At 74.4% G+C, this 13,886-nt stretch carries 13 protein-coding genes; 5 read left to right on the top strand and 8 right to left on the bottom strand.

From position 1 onward, the window contains the following. The first annotated feature begins 26 nt into the window (after positions 1-26). A complete protein-coding gene (locus V6U79_RS11625) occupies positions 27-1,736 on the top strand; it encodes a DEAD/DEAH box helicase (protein WP_334614647.1) in 1,710 nt (569 codons plus the stop codon). A 93-nt stretch (positions 1,737-1,829) separates the two neighbouring features. Here V6U79_RS11625 and V6U79_RS11620 read toward each other — a convergent pair whose 3' ends face one another. After that, entirely contained in the window at positions 1,830-2,294 is a 465-nt protein-coding gene (locus V6U79_RS11620) for a MarR family winged helix-turn-helix transcriptional regulator (protein WP_334614646.1), read from the bottom strand. Between the two features lie 55 nt (positions 2,295-2,349). On the opposite strand from V6U79_RS11620, the gene V6U79_RS11615 reads away from it, so the two are divergent. Further along, entirely contained in the window at positions 2,350-2,838 is a 489-nt protein-coding gene (locus V6U79_RS11615) for an SgcJ/EcaC family oxidoreductase (RefSeq protein WP_334526713.1), read from the top strand. Between the two features lie 70 nt (positions 2,839-2,908). Here V6U79_RS11615 and lon read toward each other — a convergent pair whose 3' ends face one another. From lon to V6U79_RS11590, 5 genes are all read right to left on the bottom strand, one after another. Next, positions 2,909-5,239, bottom strand: a complete 2,331-nt coding sequence (lon, locus tag V6U79_RS11610) for an endopeptidase La (RefSeq protein ID WP_334526710.1) — start codon at positions 5,237-5,239, stop codon at positions 2,909-2,911. A 43-nt stretch (positions 5,240-5,282) separates the two neighbouring features. Next, positions 5,283-5,525, bottom strand: a complete 243-nt coding sequence (locus V6U79_RS11605) for a hypothetical protein (protein WP_334614645.1) — start codon at positions 5,523-5,525, stop codon at positions 5,283-5,285. A 91-nt stretch (positions 5,526-5,616) separates the two neighbouring features. Next, positions 5,617-6,792, bottom strand: coding sequence for a putative manganese transporter (locus tag V6U79_RS11600; protein ID WP_334614644.1), 1,176 nt, complete (start codon positions 6,790-6,792; stop codon positions 5,617-5,619). A gap of 70 nt (positions 6,793-6,862) precedes the next feature. Further along, positions 6,863-7,732, bottom strand: coding sequence for a manganese catalase (locus tag V6U79_RS11595; protein ID WP_334526703.1), 870 nt, complete (start codon positions 7,730-7,732; stop codon positions 6,863-6,865). Between the two features lie 86 nt (positions 7,733-7,818). Beyond that, positions 7,819-8,535 (bottom strand): sensor histidine kinase, encoded by a 717-nt coding sequence (locus V6U79_RS11590; RefSeq protein WP_334614643.1) that lies wholly within the window; start codon positions 8,533-8,535, stop codon positions 7,819-7,821. 65 nt (positions 8,536-8,600) lie between these two features. Between V6U79_RS11590 and V6U79_RS11585 the strand changes: the two genes are divergently transcribed. Together V6U79_RS11585 and V6U79_RS11580 are read left to right on the top strand one after the other, a co-directional pair. Beyond that, on the top strand, positions 8,601-9,239 hold the full coding sequence (locus V6U79_RS11585; RefSeq protein ID WP_334526697.1) for a response regulator: 639 nt from the start codon (positions 8,601-8,603) through the stop codon (positions 9,237-9,239). Between the two features lie 250 nt (positions 9,240-9,489). Continuing rightward, positions 9,490-9,837, top strand: coding sequence for a histone-like nucleoid-structuring protein Lsr2 (locus V6U79_RS11580; RefSeq protein ID WP_334526695.1), 348 nt, complete (start codon positions 9,490-9,492; stop codon positions 9,835-9,837). A 268-nt stretch (positions 9,838-10,105) separates the two neighbouring features. Here V6U79_RS11580 and V6U79_RS11575 read toward each other — a convergent pair whose 3' ends face one another. After that, positions 10,106-11,422, bottom strand: a complete 1,317-nt coding sequence (locus tag V6U79_RS11575) for a hypothetical protein (protein WP_334614642.1) — start codon at positions 11,420-11,422, stop codon at positions 10,106-10,108. 301 nt (positions 11,423-11,723) lie between these two features. After that, positions 11,724-12,602 (bottom strand): hypothetical protein, encoded by an 879-nt coding sequence (locus tag V6U79_RS11570; protein ID WP_334614641.1) that lies wholly within the window; start codon positions 12,600-12,602, stop codon positions 11,724-11,726. Between the two features lie 140 nt (positions 12,603-12,742). Here V6U79_RS11570 and V6U79_RS11565 point away from each other — a divergent pair, with 140 nt between their 5' ends. Continuing rightward, on the top strand, positions 12,743-13,837 hold the full coding sequence (locus V6U79_RS11565) for a DICT sensory domain-containing protein (RefSeq protein WP_334614640.1): 1,095 nt from the start codon (positions 12,743-12,745) through the stop codon (positions 13,835-13,837). Positions 13,838-13,886: the final 49 nt, after the last annotated feature.

Here is a 13,886-nt window from a genome sequence, read left to right as displayed (position 1 = left end):
GGCGGAGGTGATGAAAAGCTTTGCCCATGAGTTCCGCACCCGTACCGACCGACCCCACCACGCCCGGCGACCCCGACGAGGGGACCGCCTTCGCCGATCTCGGGCTGCGCGCCGAGCTGCTCGGCGCGCTCTCCGCCCTCGGCTACGAGGAGCCGACCCCGATCCAGCGGGAGGCGATCCCGCCGCTGCTGGCCGGCCAGGACCTGCTCGGCCAGGCGGCCACCGGTACGGGTAAGACCGCCGCGTTCGCCCTCCCGCTGCTGCAGCGGATGCCGGACGGCCGCGGCGGGGGCGACCCGATGTCGCTGGTGCTGGTGCCTACCCGGGAGCTGGCCGTGCAGGTGTCCGAGGCGTTCCACCGGTACGGCAAGGACCTGGGCACCCGGGTGCTGCCGATCTACGGCGGGCAGCCGATCGGCCGCCAGCTGCGCGCGCTGGACGCCGGCGTGGACGTGGTGGTGGCCACCCCGGGCCGAGCGCTGGACCACATCGCCCGGGGCACCCTGCGGCTGGGTTCGCTGGCCACGGTGGTGCTGGACGAGGCGGACGAGATGCTCGACATGGGCTTCGCCGAGGACATCGAGGCGATCCTGGAGCACGCCCCGGCCGAGCGGCAGACGGTGCTCTTCTCGGCGACCATGCCGTCCCGGATCGACGGGATGGCCCGCCAGCACCTGACCGACCCGGTGCGCATCCAGATCGGCCGCGAGCAGCCGGTCGCCGGGGAGGCGCCCCGGGTGCGGCAGAGCGCGTACATCGTGGCGCGGGGGCACAAGCCGGCGGCGCTGGGCCGGGTGCTGGACGTGGAGTCGCCCACCGCGGCGATCGTCTTCTGCCGCAGCCGGGAGGAGGTCGACCGGCTCACCGAGACGATGAACGGCCGCGGTTACCGGGCCGAGGCGCTGCACGGCGGGATGAGCCAGGAGCAGCGCGACCGGGTGATGGGTCGACTGCGGTCGAGCACCGCCGACCTGCTGGTCGCCACGGACGTGGCCGCCCGTGGCCTGGACGTCGAGCAGCTCACCCACGTGGTGAACTACGACGTGCCGTCGGCCCCCGAGTCGTACGTGCACCGGATCGGCCGGGTCGGCCGGGCCGGGCGGGAGGGTGTGGCGATCACCCTCGCCGAGCCGCGCGAGCACCGGATGCTCAAGACCATCGAGCGGGTCACCGGGCAGCGGATCACCATCGACAAGATTCCGACGGTGGCGGACCTGCGGACCCGGCGGCTGGAGCTGACCCAGGCGGCGCTGCGGGAGTCGCTGCTGGAGGACGACCTGGACCCGTTCCGGGTGATCGTGGAGACGCTCTCCGACGAGTTCGACATGATGGAGGTCGCGCTCGCCGCGGTGAAGCTGGCCCACGAGGCGGCCGGACCCACCACCGAGGACGAGGAGGAGATCCCCCAGGTGGCGGTCCGCGCCCCGCGCGAGGGCGGCCGGCCGGAGGCCGGTGGTCGGGGGGACCGGCGCGGCGGTGCCCGCCCCCGGTCGGGCAACACCACCCAGGTCTTCATCGGGCTGGGCCGGCGCGCCGGCGTCCGGCCCCAGGACCTGGTGGGGGCGATCACCGGGGAGACCGGGCTGAACGGGCGGGACATCGGCTCGATCGAGATCGCGGACCGCTTCTCCCTGGTCGAGGTGCCGGTCGCGGTGGCCGACGACGTGATCGCCGGGCTGCGTGGCAGCACCATCAAGGGCCGCCGCACCACGGTGCGCCGGGACCGCGACCGCTGAGCCGTACGCCGACGGCCCCGGCTACCGCCGGGGCCCTCGGCGTGTGTGTGTCCGCGGGGTGGGCCGCCAGGGGCCGCGCCCGACGGCGCTCAGTCATCGGCGTGGGCGGGCGCCGAGCCGCTCGGTGTGCTCCTGCTGCACCGCGCGGGCGGTGGCCAGGAAGTCGATGATGATGTCCAGTTGGGTGCGGTCGTAGCGGTCGAGCGCCCGCAGGCCCGCCTCGCCGACCGGCCGGTAGATCTCCCGCTCCGCGGCGCGGGCCGCATCGGTGGCCGCCACCAGCACCCGTCGCCGGCTCTCCGGGTCCCGGGTACGCGCCACCAGTCCGGCCCTTTCCAACCGGTCGATGACCGTGGTGGTGGCCGCCGGGCTGAGGCGCAGCGCCGCCGTCAGGTCGCCGGCGGTGAGCGGCCCGACACCGAGAACGATGTCGAGGGCCCGCAGGTCTGTGCGGTTGATGCCGAGGCGGGTCGCCGCCGCCTCGTCGAAGGCGTCGAAGCTCTGCTGCAGAAGCCGGATCTGCCGGGCCACCTCACGCGGCAACTCACTTTTCGACATTCGAACCTTTCTGCTAGTGTTTGTTTCGACGATCGAACAGTAGCAGGAGGCTTCCGTGACCGACGAAGACCGCACCGAGATCCGCCAGCTCTTCCACCGGCTGTTGGCTGCCTGGACGGCGAACGACGCGACCGCCTACGGCGCCTGCTTCACGCCGGACTCCGATTACGTCTCCTACGACGGCACCCGGGCGGCCGGCCGGGCGCCGATGCAGGCCGCGCACGACCAGCTCTTCCGGGGCGTCCTCGCCGGCTCGGCGCTGGTCGGCGAGGTGGAGTCGATTCGTCCCGTCACCCCCGACGTGGCGGTGGTGCACGGGACGGGGTCGGTGCTCATGCCGTGGCGCTCCCGGCTGCCCCGGCGCCGGCTGTCCCGCCAGACCCTGGTCGTGGTCCGGACCGGCGAGGGGTGGCGGTTCACCGCCCTGCACAACAGCCGGGTCCGCCCGGTACGGATCCCCACCCCCGATTCGGTGCCCGCCCGGCTCTCCAAGGCCATGGGGCGGTGCGCGCGCACCCTCGGACTCGGCCGGCCCGTCCGCTGACCGCCGCCACCACCGAGGCGACTGACCGGGGGCGCGGAATGCCCGCGCCCCCGGTCATGCCCCGCCACGGTCAGGCAGCGGTGAGCGTCGGTCCGGTGAGGGTGTCGGCGTCGGCCGGGCGCAGCGCCAGGGCGAGCACGTCGGCGACGTCGGCGAGGGTGTGGATGGTCAGCGCCTCGCGGACCTCGGTGGGCAGGTCGTCCAGGTCCGGCTCGTTGCGGGCCGGGATGATCACCTCGGTGAGGCCGGCCCGGTGCGCGGCGAGCAGCTTCTGCTTCACCCCGCCGATGGGCAGCACCCGACCGGAGAGGGTCACCTCGCCGGTCATCCCGAACTCGGGGCGGACCGGCCGGCCGCTGGCCAGCGACGCCAGCGCGGTGACCATGGTGATGCCGGCGCTGGGGCCGTCCTTGGGCACCGCACCCGCCGGGACGTGCAGGTGGATGCGTCGCCCGGCGAGCGCGTTCGGGTCCAGCCCGAGCCGACGCCCGTTGGAGCGCAGGTACGACAGGGCGATGTGTGCGGACTCCTTCATCACGTCACCGAGCTGGCCGGTCAGGGTCAGCCCCGGCTCGCCGTCCATGCTGGTGGCCTCGATGAAGAGCACGTCGCCGCCGGCGCCGGTGACGGCCAGGCCGGTGGCCACGCCGGGCACCGCCGTCCGCTCCGCCGACTCCGGGGTGAACTTCGGCCGACCCAGGTAGCGGGCCAGGTTGCCGGTGTCCACCCGCACCGGGGCCGGGTCGGTGGCCAGCTCGACCGCGACCTTGCGCAGGATCTTCGCCAGGCCCCGTTCGAGCTGCCGGACGCCGGCCTCCCGGGTGTACTCCCCCGCGATCCGCGCGAGGGCCTCGTCGGCCACGGTCACCTCGTCGGCGGTCAGCCCGGCCCGCTCGCGCTGCCGGGGCAGCAGGTGGTCGCGGGCGATCGCGACCTTCTCGTCCTCGGTGTAGCCGTCCAGGCCGACCAGCTCCATCCGGTCCAGCAGCGGGCCGGGGATGCTCTCCACCACGTTGGCGGTGGCCAGGAAGAGCACGTCGGACAGGTCGAGGTCGACCTCCAGGTAGTGGTCCCGGAAGGTGTGGTTCTGCGCCGGGTCGAGCACTTCCAGCAGGGCCGCGGCGGGGTCGCCGGCGTACCCGGCGGTCAGCTTGTCGACCTCGTCGAGGAGCACGACCGGGTTCATCGAGCCGGCCTCGCGCAGCGCCCGCACGATCCGGCCGGGCAGCGCGCCGACGTAGGTGCGCCGGTGGCCGCGGATCTCCGCCTCGTCGCGGACGCCACCGAGGGAGACCCGGACGAAGTTGCGCCCGAGCGCCCGGGCGACCGATTCCCCGAGGCTGGTCTTGCCGACGCCGGGCGGACCGGCGAGGGCGAGGACGGCACCGGAGCCACGGCCGCCGACCACGCCGAGGTTGCGCTCGGCGCGGCGGTTGCGCACCGCCAGGTACTCCAGGATGCGGTCCTTCACGTCGGTCAGGCCGGCGTGGTCGGCGTCGAGCACCGCGCGGGCCGCGGCCAGGTCGGTGTTGTCCTCGGTACGGGTGCCCCACGGCATCTCCAGCACCGTGTCGAGCCAGGTACGGATCCAGCCCGCCTCCGGGGAGGCGTCGCTGGCCCGCTCGAGCTTGCCGACCTCGCGCAGCGCCGCCTCACGCACCTTCTCCGGCAGGTCGGCGGACTCGACCCGGGCCCGGTAGTCGGCGGAGCCGTCGGGTTCGTCCTCGCCGAGCTCCTTGCGGATCGCCGCGAGCTGCTGGCGGAGCAGGAACTCCCGCTGGGACTTCTCCAGCCCCTCGCGGACGCCGGTGTTGATCTGCTCGGTGACCTCCTGCTCGGCGAGGTGGTCCTTGACCCAGCCGACGAGCAGTTCCAGCCGGGCGGTGACGTCCGGCGCGGCGAGCAGTTCGGTCTTCTGGGCCAGGCTCAGCCAGGGCGCGTAGCCGGCGGCGTCGGCCAGCTCGGAGAGGTCGGTCATCCGCTCCATGGCGTCGATGACCTGCCAGGCGCCGCGCTGCTGGAGCACCGAGGTCATCAGCGCGCGGTACTCGCGGCCGAGTTCACGCGCCCGGCCGGCCGGGGCGGGTTCGTCGAGTCGGGTCGCCTCGACCCAGAGGGCGGCGCCGGGGCCGGGCACGCCGGAGCCGATCCGGGCCCGGGAGAGGCCGCGGACCACGGCGGCTGGTTCGCCGTCGGGCAGCCGGCCGACCTTCTCGATGGTGGCGATCACGCCGACGGGGCCGTACTCGCCGTCGATGCGGGGCACGGCCAGGAGGGTCTTGTCGCCGCTGGCGCGCGCCGCGTCGACCGCGGCCTGGGTGGTCGGGTCGAGGGTCACCGGGATGACCATCCCGGGCAGCAGGACGGCGTCGGTGAGAGGAAGTACCGGAAGAGTTGCCATCGAACACCTGCTATCGCGTTGAGTTGAGCGTGTCTGGCTCAAGTCACAAAGCGTTCCCCTTGTTCCGAGCTGTGGTCCAGGTCACTCCCGGCGTCCGGGCCGGGCCGGGCAGCAGCAGTTGACGCAGTCGGCCGCCGCCCACCACGACGGCGACCGGGATGGCCAGGCTGACCAGCGCCAACGCGGCCACGGTCGGGGCGGGCAGGCCGAGCAGCAGCGCCACCACGGTCAGCGCGGCGAAGGCGACGAGCTTGCGGCGGACACCGGCGATGGAGCTGGGCGACATCGTTTCCTCCTCGCGGGACGTCGGCCGGGCTGGCCGGGAAGGGACACGGTCCGCCCGGCTCGTGCGTCGGGCCGGCCCGTGTCGGCGGTGGTCAGAGCAGGACGAGCAGGGCGGCGCCGACGGCCGCGGCCGGCACGGTGGTGATCACGGTGGCCAGCGCGGCCGAGCGCCGCCGCAGGGCGGCCAGCGGGATGAGCGCGTCGCCGTCCTGGCTGATCGCGTTGGCCACCAGCGTCGGCAGTGGGAGGCCGCCGCTGATGAACAGCCCGGTGAAGACGATCTGCACGGCGCAGCCGGGGATGAGCCCGATGCCCGCGCCGACCAGCACCCCGAGCAGCCCGGCCAGCGCCAGCTCCGAACCGTCGAAGCCGGTCGTGGTGCTGAACAGCTGCCAGCCGAGGTAGGCCACGGCCACCCAGACGGTCACGAAGGACGCCTCGTGCGCGCTGTGCCGCAGCGTCGCCCGCAACGACGCGGGCTGCGCCGTCTCCAGCGTGTCGTCGGCCAGCCGCCCGCTACCGGCCAGGAAGATCACCAGTGCGATCAGGGTGCCGAGCACCCCGAGCGCCAGGTACGGGTCGACGCCACCCAGGGCCCGGGTGAGCACACCCGGGTCGACCAGCTGGAACACCACCGGCACCGACACCGCGAAGGCCGGCGTGGTCAGACCCCAGAACGCGGCGGCCGGATCCCGCCGGCGCAACCCGTCGAGCAGGCCGGCCCGCCTCCCGCGCCGGGCACTCCCGGGGAGCGCCGACACCGCCGCGGCGACGGCCCCCGAGCCGGCGGCGCCGGTGCCCACGCCGGTCGGGGCGCCGGCGGTCGCCAGCGCCTGACCGGCCCGCTCCCGGAGCCGTGGCCGGGCCGCCGCCCGGGCCGGGTCGATCCCGAGCGCGTCCACGACGTAACCGGTGACCAGACCGACCGCGAAGAGCAGCAGGTGCAGCCGGAGGGCGAAACCGGGATTCCAGGCCAGCACCACCCAGGAGGAGTCACCCATGGTCGCGGTCAGCGCCGCGACCACGGTGCCGAAGGAGACCTTCCGCCGGGCGTACAGCGGCATCAGCACGATGGCGCCGCCGCAACCGGGACTGACCCCGAGCAGCGCGCCGACCAGCGGTCCGAGCCGCGGGTGCCGGGTCAGCCCGTCGGTGACCCGGTCGCCGTGCCGCCAGCGCAGCCAGCCGAAGAACGCCACCATCACGGCGACGTAGACACCCACCTGCATGAAGGCGTCCGCCAGCGGACGCAGCACGAGTTCGGTCACGGCACACCTCCTGGGATCACGGGCGCCGCCGGGCCGTCCACCGCGGGCGGACGGCCCGGTGCGGACGGCATCAGGTGAGCTTGCTCTTGACCTTGGTGACCACGCCGGCGGCCATCCCCGGGTTCGTGCCGTACAGCCGCGGGTCGCCCGGCGGCAGCACCGGCTCGGGGGCGTGGGCGCGCGGGCTGTGCTCGTACTTGAACTGGCCCTTGCCGTCCGGGGCCGGGCCGGAGGCCCAGCGCCCCTCGGCGGCGTCCTGCCCGGGCGAGAAGTCCAGGTACGTGTAGCTGAAGTCCTCGGTGAACTCCTTGGAGTCCGGGAAGGCCTCCGGCACCGGCATCTCCTCCAGGCCGTCCTCCTTGAGCTGCTCGATCGCCGCCAGCCACATGTTCTGGTGCATGGTGTCCCGGGCCAGCAGGAACCGGAGCATCTGCTTGACCCCGGGGTCGTCGGTCATGTTGAACAGCCGGGAGACCTGGAGCCGGCCCTGGGCCTCGGCCGTGACGTTGAGCTGGAAGTCCGCCATCAGGTTGCCGCTGGCGGTGATGAAGCTGCCGTTCCAGGGCACCCCGTTGCTGTCCGTGGGCAGGGCCCCGCCGCCGCCGTGGATGAAGTGCGCGGGGTTCGACCCGCCGTAGATCGCGCCGACCATCGGGTTGTCGTCGGCCGCCTCCTGCAGCGACAGCGGAGCGTTCTCCAGCAGCCGTGTGATCATCGTGGAGATCATCTCGACATGGCCCATCTCCTCGGTGCCCACGTCGAGCAGCAGGTCCTTGTACTTGCCGGGCAGCCGGCAGTTCCAGCCCTGGAAGAGGTACTGGTTGGCGACGGTCATCTCGCCCCACTTGCCGCCCAGGATCTCCTGGAGCCGGCGGGCGAACGCGGCGTCGGGGCCGTCCGGCTTGGCCTCGAACTGCAGGTCCTTGACGTGGCTGAACATCGGGTCCTCCTCGGTGCCTGATGGGCTGACACCGGGGCAGTTCCCGTTGCGGTGACCCGCCGGGGCCAACCACCGTCCCCCGGGGGTCAGACCCGCGGCCGGCCCGGGGGCAGCAGCACCTCCACGCCGACGCCGCCCGGGCGTAGCCGGTGCGCGCGCACCGTCCCGCCCTCGACGGCCACCAACTGCCGGACGATCCACAGGCCCAGGCCGTGCACGCCGCTGCCGGGGGCCGTGCGGCGCAGAGCTTCGGCCAGCGCGGCGACGGACCGCCCCTGGTCGGTGACGAGAAGGCTCAGACCGTCCCGCCGCAGCGCCGCGTAGAGCCCGATCTCCCCGTCGTGCGGGCCGTGCCACAGCGCGTTCTGCACCAGGTTGACCAGCACCTGCCGGATCCGGCGGGCGGGCACCGGGCAGCGGCCCGCGCGGCCGGTGACCCGGGTGCGCAGCCGGTGCGCCGGGACCAGCGCGGCCACCGCGGGCAGCACCTCGGCCAGCGGCACGGTCGGCTCCGCCCGTACGGCCAGGGGAAGCCCGCCGCCTCCGGCGGCGGCCGCGTCGCGCAGCAACCCGTCCAGGTGGGCGGCCTGCTCGCGGGCCAGCTCGGTGATCGCCCGCCGGTCGGCGTCGGTGAGCCCGGCGCGGTCGTCGGCGAGCGCGCGGGTGAGCGAGGTCAGGGTGCTGACCGGGGTACGGAACTCGTGGCAGAGTACCCGCACCATCAGCGCGGGGTCGGCCCGGCCGTCGAGGTCCGCCCGGCGCCACCGCAGCAGCATGGCCCGGAGCCCCTGTGGTGACCGCATCCGCTCGACCCCCCTCGATCGGTGCATATCCGCATGATCCGTACCCGCCCGGGAAGGGATCAGGCATGCTCGGCTCCCCCATTCGCCTCGCCGTCGTCGACGACCATCCGCTCTTCGTACGGGGGCTGGAGCTGCTCCTGCCGATCAGCACCGAGGGCCGGGCCCGGGTGGTCGGTTCGACCGGCGACGCCTCCGCCGCCGCGTCGCTGGTCAGCCGCTGCCAGCCGGATCTGGCCCTGGTCGACCTGCACATGCCCCCGCCCGGCGGGATCCGGGCGGTCGCCGCGATCCGCCGCACCACCCCGCGGGTGCGGGTGGTGGCGATGTCGGGCGGGGACGACCCGGCGCCCGCTCTGGAGGCGCTGCGAGCCGGCGCCGAGGGGTTCCTGCCGAAGAGCAGCGAGCCGGAGGAGCTGCTGCCCCCGATCGTGGCCATCCTCGACGGCTGGGCGGTGCTGCCGGCGGCGCTGCTGCGCGGCCTGCTCCGCCCGGAGCGGAGCCACTCGGTGGACCTGGACGAGGAGGAGCGCCGGTTGCTGCGGTCGATCGCGGCCGGCCGGAGCAACGTGGAGATCGCCGACCAACTGCACGTCTCGGAGCGCACGGTGAAGCGGATGACGGCCGCGCTGCTGCGCAAGCTGCGGGTGTCGAGCCGGGCGCAGGCGGCCGCACTGGCCGGCCACGCCGGCCTGCTCACCGACTGACGCCCGAGGCCGGTCCCCCCACCTTCCCTCACACGGTGACCCTGACGTCGGCGGCGGGCGGACCACCGTTCCGGCCGCCCACCTCATGATCACCGGCGCGAAGGCGGGCCAGGGGGCGGCCCTTTGTGCGTACCGGGTTTTCCACGATTGGGGCGACCCGCCAACTGAAATGGGCGCATATTGTTGCGGATTTGCCATGGGATGGGCCAAACTCTTGGACACACCCCGCCCGACACAGGGAGCAATGGCGATGGCAAGGAAAGTAATCACCGTTCTGACGGATGACCTCGACGGCGGAAAGGCCGACCGGACCGTCGAGTTCAGTCTGGACGGGGTGGCGTACACCATCGACCTCTCCGACGAGAACGCAGGGGTCCTCCGTAAGACGTTGGACCCGTACATCGGCGCTGGCCGCCGGATGGGGCGGGGGCCGGTGGACGCCGGCCGTCCGGCTCGCCGACCCGCCCGGCCCGCGCCCTCGGGAATGGATCGCGAGCAGAACCGGGCCATCCGCGAATGGGCCGTCAAGAACGGGTACGAGATTTCCGAGCGCGGACGCATCCCGGTCTCGGTCGTGGAGGCGTGGAAGAACCGCTGACCGATCCGGCCGGGTCACCATCCGAGGCGCCGGGGTCACGCTGGGAAATCAGCGGGGCCCCGGCGTTTTTCGTGCCGTTCACAATTTCCACCCGCCGGAGGGGCCCCGATCCCCAGCACCGGCGAAGCCGCTCGACCGCCCGCATGGGCCTGGTTACCGGGTCCGCCCCCGCGGGTGTCCGCGGCTCGCCGTCCCGGTGCCGGCCCGAGCACACGTCGCGGGCCGTCCGGGAGATCCCGGACGGCCCGCGACGATCACGTACCTGCCCCTAGTTGACCTGGATCCGCACCGCGTCGAAGGCGGGGGTCTGGTTGGCCCGCTCCATCATCGGGATGCGGTGCGAGCCGTCGCCGGCCCAGACCGCGCACTGCGCCGTACCCTCCTGCGGCAGGCCCGGAACCTGGATGACCACCTCGTCGGCCTGGGCGCCGCCCCGACCGTCCTCGGTGGCGACGAAGAAGGCCGGCACGTCCTGCGGGTTCGCCGGCGCCTCGTCGGTGCTCTGCAACATCCGGCAGGCGGTGTGGAAGTGGCCCCGGACCAGACCCTGGTCGTTGAGGAGCGAGCTCTCCACGTAGTAGCCGCCCTGGCCGGCGGCGAGGAACCGGTCCCGGACCAGGTTCTTCGTGCTGACCCGCAGGGTGAAGCCCTGGTTGGCCTGGACCTCGTTCGGGAACTCGGTGATCAGCAGCGACGGGTTGTTGGCCGCCGCGCCCACCTCGCCGAACGCGGTGCTGACGCAGCGGTTGCCATTCTGGAAACCGTCGTGCGGTTGCAGCCGGGTGTTGGCGCAGTCCTTCGCGAGAACGCCGAGCGCGTTGCCGTTGTTGTTCCCGCCGTTGTTGTTGCCGCCATTCTGGCCACCGTTCTGGCCACCGGTCGGAGCGCCGGTCGGGCCGGCCGTCGGGGAGCCGGTCGGGCCGTTCTGGCCACCGTTCTGACCGCCATTCGCGCCACCGTTGTTGTTACCGGCGGCCAGCGTGCACTTGGCGAGCTGGTCCAGGCCCTGGGGCCGCTCCCCCACCCGGTCGATGGCGGTGGCGATGCGGTTCAACGTCGCGCGCCGCTTGTCCTCCAGCGGTCGGAGGATGGCGTTGTTGACGAAGTCCTGGCCGCGGCGGCTGCCCTCGGCGGCCAACCGCCGGTTGGCCTCGGCGATCTGGCTCTGCAGCAGGGCCAGGTTGCGGTCCACCTCGGCCCGGGCCCGGGCCGGCACCTGCGGGAGCTTGCTCGTGACGTCCGGGCAGGCCACCGCCGACCCCGCCGTGGTCACCGGGGCGTTGCCGGCCTTGACGGCCTGGCACTCGGCGACCGACATCTGCCCGTCGCCCCAGTGGTTGCGCACCCAGCGGCCGTTCTGCCACGTCTGCGTGGTGCTGACGCGGCCGCTCGGCGAGGTGGCGCCGGGGCTCGGCGCCACGCAGGAGGACGACACCGTGCGGGTGGCCCTCGGCCGGTCGTGGGCCGACGAGATCTGGGTGACGGCGGCGATGGCGCCGAAGACCGCGAGCGCGCCGACCGCCGCCAGCAGCCGCTTGCTCCGCGCGTTACCGGATGACCGGCGCGCCCGTGTGGACCTGCGCATCGAATTGCTCTCCTTCTCGATCCGGTACCTGACTCGCGATCCCGAAGGGCCGACGGAATACGGGGTGGCCCGCCCCGTCGGGATCACTGCGACGTTCCGGTGGCACGTCGATGGCCGACGATGCCCTTTCCGCACCGTCCGCCGCGTCGGGTGGCGCGGCTGGAAAATCCTGCCCATTCCCGCTTAGGTACGGAGCGCCGGCCGGGAAGGTTCAAAGCAGAGCGAGGAATTCCGCGGCGCAGGTAGGGCACCGGGGCCGGACGTGGCGGCGGCGCTCGGCACACCGCCGCGGGGCGTGTCGTCAGTCGACGCAGAGGTGGTCGAAGGCGAAGCCGCCGACCAGCTCCTCGCGGCGGGCCCGCAGGGCGCGGATGTCCCGCCGGAGCTCGTCCCGCGCCACCAGCGCGGGCTCGCCGGCCGCCAGGTCGCGCAGCCGCTCCCCGATCGCGACCGCCGCGAGGTCCTCGGCCAGCCGGGGCGCGTCGACCCCGCACCGGAACCGGTGTTCGCGGACGATCACCCGCTCGACCAGGCACCGGCCGGGACGCACCTCGACCCAGCCCCACCCCTCGGCCGCCCCGTCGGCCCACCGCACGTGCAGGCCCCGGACGATCGGGTCCGCCAGCTGCCGGGAGACGTACGCCTCGACGGCCGCCGCCCGGGCCAGCGCGCCGAGGTCGTTGACCGGACCGGTCCGCCCGTCGGGCAGCCGGCCGACGATGTCGCGGAACCCGACCGGGGCGTCGTCCCGGTCCGCCGGCTCCCCGTCGGCCGGGCCGGCGTAGTCCCGGGCGTCGATCACGTAGGCGAGGATCCGCCGGCCGTGCGGCTCCGGGCGCAGGGTGGGCGACTCGATGCGCAGCACGGGCAGGCCGACCGCCGCACAGACCGCGTCGCGCATCCGCTCGGCCCGCTGCCCCGCCGAGCCGGCCGGGACGGCCGGCCCGATCCGCACCGCGACCACCGGCACGCCGGTGTCGGCGGCGCCGACCACGAGATCGAACTCCTCGCGGGTGGCGGCGCTCCACTGGTGCCCGGTGATCCCCTCCGGACGCCTCGGCACCAGGTCCCCGAGCCGGCGGCCCGCGTGCACCACCTGCCCGGCCCGGGTGAGCAGCCCCGGGTCGCCGACGGCGAGCGGTCGCAGCCGGAGGCCGTCGTCGCTGGCGGAGTGCGTCATCTCGGGGCGGATCCATCCCTGGGTCGGTCGACCGGCCGAGTCTAGGACTTCGATCATGGTCGCCGCCTCGGCGGTGCGGGCCGATGTGGCGGCCCCCGCCGTCGGGTGCGCCGAACGTCCGTTTTCTCTAGGCTCACGGCGTGCTGCACAACGGAACCGGCCCGGAGCGGTTGACCAAACGGCACCTGGTCGCGGTCTCCCACGCCATCGAACGGGCCGCGCTGGCCACCGCCGAGGACGGTCCGCTGCTGGTGATCGCGCTGTTCCAGCGGATGCCGTACTTCGCCCGGGAGCGGGCGCGCTACCAGCGGATCGCCGCCGGGGCGGCGGTGACGGTGGTCGGACTGGTCGGCGACGCGCCGCCGGAGCTGCCCGGGGCGTACGGAGTGCTGCTCGACGACGCCGACGAGCTGGCCCGGGAGTGGAGCCTGGTGGCGTTGACCCCGCGCTTCGGCGCGGCGCTGGTCGCCCGGGACCGCCGCGAGGTGGAGGTCGCCGCGACGTTGGAGGCGGGCCGGCTCTTCGACGGCCGCTGGGGCTTCCGCCGCGACGAGGCCCTGCACGAGGCGCTCCGGCTGCGCACCCGGCTCGCCGACCGGCTTCCCGGGCCGGCCCTGCGGACGATCGACGAGGTGCTGGGCCGGGTGCGGGAGCTGCCCTCCACCCCCGGGGAGAGCCGGGCGGAGGCGGCGATCCGGCTGCTCGCCGAGCGCGCCGGACGCGCCGCGACCGCCCGGCGGGCCGAGGAACCCGCGGAGGCCGGCCTGGTGGACGAGCCGGCCCTGCGCCGGTGGACCGGGCTCGACGGGGTCACCGCCTCCGGCACCCTGCCGGTGGCGCTGATCGGGGTACGGGTGGCCGAGCCGGCCGGCACGCCGGAGCGGTTCGGCCGGCGCAGCGCGGCCCGCGAGGCGCAGGCGGTGATCGGTGCCCTCACCGCCCCGTTGCGCCCGGTCGACCGGGCGGTACGCCTCGCCCCGGACGAGTACCTGCTGGTGCTGCCGTCGGTGACCGAGGAGGAGGCGCTGGCGACGGCCGGCCGGGTGCGCGCCTCGCTGGCCGGCCTGGCCCGGTCGTACCCCTTCGTGGCGTTCGCGGTGCACGCCGCCGTCACGGTCACCGACCGGCGACCGCTGCCGGTGGCCGACGTCCGGCACGCGGTCCGCTGGGCGGCCCGGGAGGACGTCCCGGTGGCCACCCTGGCCCGGGGACACGCGCCGGCCGGCCGCCGCTGACCCACCCCGCCGGAGCGACCGGCGCGGGCCGGGCCGGGCGACCGGCCGG

This window comes from Micromonospora psammae (assembly GCF_036902725.1).
Taxonomy (GTDB): domain Bacteria; phylum Actinomycetota; class Actinomycetes; order Mycobacteriales; family Micromonosporaceae; genus Micromonospora.
Note: the sequence above shows the minus strand (reverse complement) of the source record. Positions and strands in the feature narration are given on the sequence as shown.

Coding starts and splice junctions, on each gene's coding strand:
- V6U79_RS11625 (WP_334614647.1), top strand. CDS start 27: ATGAGTTCCGCACCCGTACCGACCGACCCCACCACGCCCGGCGACCCC.
- V6U79_RS11620 (WP_334614646.1), bottom strand. CDS start 2,294: ATGTCGAAAAGTGAGTTGCCGCGTGAGGTGGCCCGGCAGATCCGGCTT.
- lon (WP_334526710.1), bottom strand. CDS start 5,239: ATGGCAACTCTTCCGGTACTTCCTCTCACCGACGCCGTCCTGCTGCCC.
- V6U79_RS11605 (WP_334614645.1), bottom strand. CDS start 5,525: ATGTCGCCCAGCTCCATCGCCGGTGTCCGCCGCAAGCTCGTCGCCTTC.
- V6U79_RS11595 (WP_334526703.1), bottom strand. CDS start 7,732: ATGTTCAGCCACGTCAAGGACCTGCAGTTCGAGGCCAAGCCGGACGGC.
- V6U79_RS11590 (WP_334614643.1), bottom strand. CDS start 8,535: ATGCGGTCACCACAGGGGCTCCGGGCCATGCTGCTGCGGTGGCGCCGG.
- V6U79_RS11585 (WP_334526697.1), top strand. CDS start 8,601: ATGCTCGGCTCCCCCATTCGCCTCGCCGTCGTCGACGACCATCCGCTC.
- V6U79_RS11580 (WP_334526695.1), top strand. CDS start 9,490: ATGGCAAGGAAAGTAATCACCGTTCTGACGGATGACCTCGACGGCGGA.
- V6U79_RS11575 (WP_334614642.1), bottom strand. CDS start 11,422: ATGCGCAGGTCCACACGGGCGCGCCGGTCATCCGGTAACGCGCGGAGC.
- V6U79_RS11570 (WP_334614641.1), bottom strand. CDS start 12,602: ATGACGCACTCCGCCAGCGACGACGGCCTCCGGCTGCGACCGCTCGCC.